Annotated in this window: 2 protein-coding genes; both read right to left on the bottom strand. The window is 69.8% G+C overall.

Annotation, left to right across the window (positions count from 1 at the left end; translation table 11 throughout):
* Nucleotides 1–758: 758 nt before the first annotated feature.
* Nucleotides 759–2294, bottom strand: coding sequence for a cell wall metabolism sensor histidine kinase WalK (locus tag I5G_RS06745; protein ID WP_022878376.1), 1536 nt, complete (start codon nt 2292–2294; stop codon nt 759–761).
* A partial coding sequence (locus I5G_RS06750; RefSeq protein WP_022878377.1) for a winged helix-turn-helix domain-containing protein occupies nt 2291–2562 on the bottom strand: 272 nt, incomplete at its 5' end. The genes I5G_RS06750 and I5G_RS06745, both read right to left, overlap by 4 nt.

Consider the following 2562-nt stretch of genomic DNA (forward strand, 5'->3'; position numbering starts at 1 on the left):
CCGCTCGGCGAGAGGAGATGAGTCCGATGATCAGACCCGGCACGGCGGGCGCGGGCGCTCTCTGCGCGGATGTCAACGATTCGGCCGCACCCGGTTCCCCCGATCCTTCCCGACCATCGGTGGGGGAGGGGGACGCGGTCGGAACCCCGGGGGACGGCGATGCGGTCGGAACCGCCGGGGAGGGGGATGCCGGCGCGAGCTGCGCGGACTCCTCCGCCGGCTCGACATCCCGAGGTTCGGGCGCGACGTCCTGCGGCACCTCGCCGTCCGTGCCGCGGTACGTCGTTGTCCCGCCTTCCGGGCGGAAATACTGCACGGTGGTTCCGGGGGGTCGGGTCGACTCGAAATGGGCGGTTCCCACGGGGGCCTCGGGACGCACGGTCGGCACCTCGGTCGGCACCGGCTCCGTCGGAATCGGGTCGAAGGTCCCTTCGGGTACCTGGGGCGGAGTGAAGGGGGTCACGCCAGGAGGCGGAGCCGGCTGATCGATGACGTCGCCGGAGGGCGCCGGTGCAGGTACGGTCTCAGCCTGGGCAGCGCCGGCGGTCGAGATGACCGACGCGATGACGGCGACAGTGAGGATTCCGCACGCGCGGGCTCGAACGAACACACCTACCTCCTATTGCTCCCTGCCGGCTTCCGACGGAGGAGCTCGGGCTCGCAGGTGATGCTCAGCTTATCCGGAGGGACGTTTCCGAGAAGTGACGCTGAAGGACCGATCGGGAACGCCCGGTGTCGCCGGTTTCCTCGGGTCCGCCTCACACCGGATCGACGGGCTTCGCGGGCAGGCGCACCTCGAACGTGGTGTCGCCGGGGGTGCTGCGGACGGCGATCGTGCCGCCGTGAGCCTCCACGATCGCCTTGGCGATCGACAGGCCGAGGCCGGTGCCGCCGGTCTTGCGGTCGCGGGAACGGTCGGCGCGCGCGAAGCGCTCGAACAGCTGCGCGGCGACCGACGGATCGATGCCGGGGCCGTCGTCGTGCACACGCAGAACGGCCTCGTCGCCCTCGCGCGTCACGGAGACCGTGACCTCCGTGCCGGCCGGCGTGTGCGTGCGGGCGTTCGCCAGCAGGTTGGCGACCACCTGATTCAGCCGTGAGACGTCGCCGGCGAGCTCGACCGGTTCGGCGTCGACGTCGATGGTCCACGAGTGGTCGGGACCCGCGGGGCGCGCGTCGCCGACGGCTTCGACCGCGAGCCGGGTCAGGTCGACCGTCCCGTAGACGAGTTCCTGTCCCTCGTCGAGACGCGCGAGCAGCAGCAGGTCCTCCACGAGGGTCGTCATCCGCAGCGACTGCGCCTGGATGCGCTCCAGCGACTGCTCGGTCGTTTCGACGGCCATCGCGATGCGCTGACGGCTCTCGTCGTCCTGCGCCTGCCGCATGGCCCGGAGCGAGAGCTCGGAGAACCCTCGAATGGATGCCAGTGGCGTGCGCAGTTCGTGACTGGCATCCGCCACGAACCGGCGCATGAGGTCCTCGTTCCGCTGCCGGGCGCTCAGCGAAGCGTCGACGCGATCGAGCAGAGTGTTCAGCGCGGCGCCGACCTGACCGATCTCGGTGTGCTCGTCGACCTGGTCCTCGGGCACGCGTTCCTCGATCGAGACGTCGCCCTGGTCCATGCGGAGGGACGCGACCCGGGTGGCGGTGTCGGCGACGGAACGGAGCGGGCGGAGTCCGAGCCTGATGATGATCGCGATGACGACCGCGAGCAGCAGCAGACCGCCCGCCGTCACGAGAGCGACGGTGGTGAGGATGGCGCCGATCGTGCCGGTGACCTGCGACAGAGGAAGGCCGACGAAGAAGTAGCTGTCGCTCCCGGGCGCGGGGAAGGCGCGGACGAGGTACTCGCCCAGATTGGGGAGGTCAACGGTGCGGACGGACGGGTCCGCCCCGCGCAGGCTGTCGGCGATGCGGGACAGGTCGGCGTTGCTGAGGGCGCGCGCCCCGGCGTCCTCGACCACGGCGCCCGTGACGCCGATCGCGGGCGAGCTCATGACGAGGAGCGTGCCGGAGTCGAATCGACCGGAGTTCAGGACGTCGTTGGCGGAGTTCTGGAAGACGATGCGGGGCTGGATCGAGGATGCTGCGTCGGTCACGGCGGCATCCAGGTTCGTGATAAGCACCTGGCTGAGGATCGCGCTCGTGGAGATGCCGATCATCACGAGGATGAACGCCACCATGCCGATGACGGCCGTCATCAGGCGCGCCTGGAGCGTCCAGGGTCGCTTCAGACGAAACCGCAGGCCGTCGCGCTGCGACGCGGGAGAAGGGTCGGTGGGGGAGGCGCTCACTGAGGGGCTTTGATCATGTAGCCGACGCCGCGCACGGTGTGGATGAGCGGCTCGTGGCCGGCGTCGATCTTCTTGCGGAGGTACGAGATGTACAGCTCGACGACGCTGGAGCGCCCACCGAAGTCGTAGTTCCACACGCGGTCGAGGATCTGCGCCTTCGACACGACACGGCGCTGGTTGCGCATGAGGAAGCGGAGCAGCTCGAACTCGGTCGCGGTGAGCTCGATCTCGACGCCGCCGCGGATCACCTCGTGGCTGTCCTCGTTCA

The sequence above is a fragment of the Microbacterium sp. B19 genome, from assembly GCF_000333395.1.
In the GTDB taxonomy this organism is placed as follows: domain Bacteria; phylum Actinomycetota; class Actinomycetes; order Actinomycetales; family Microbacteriaceae; genus Microbacterium.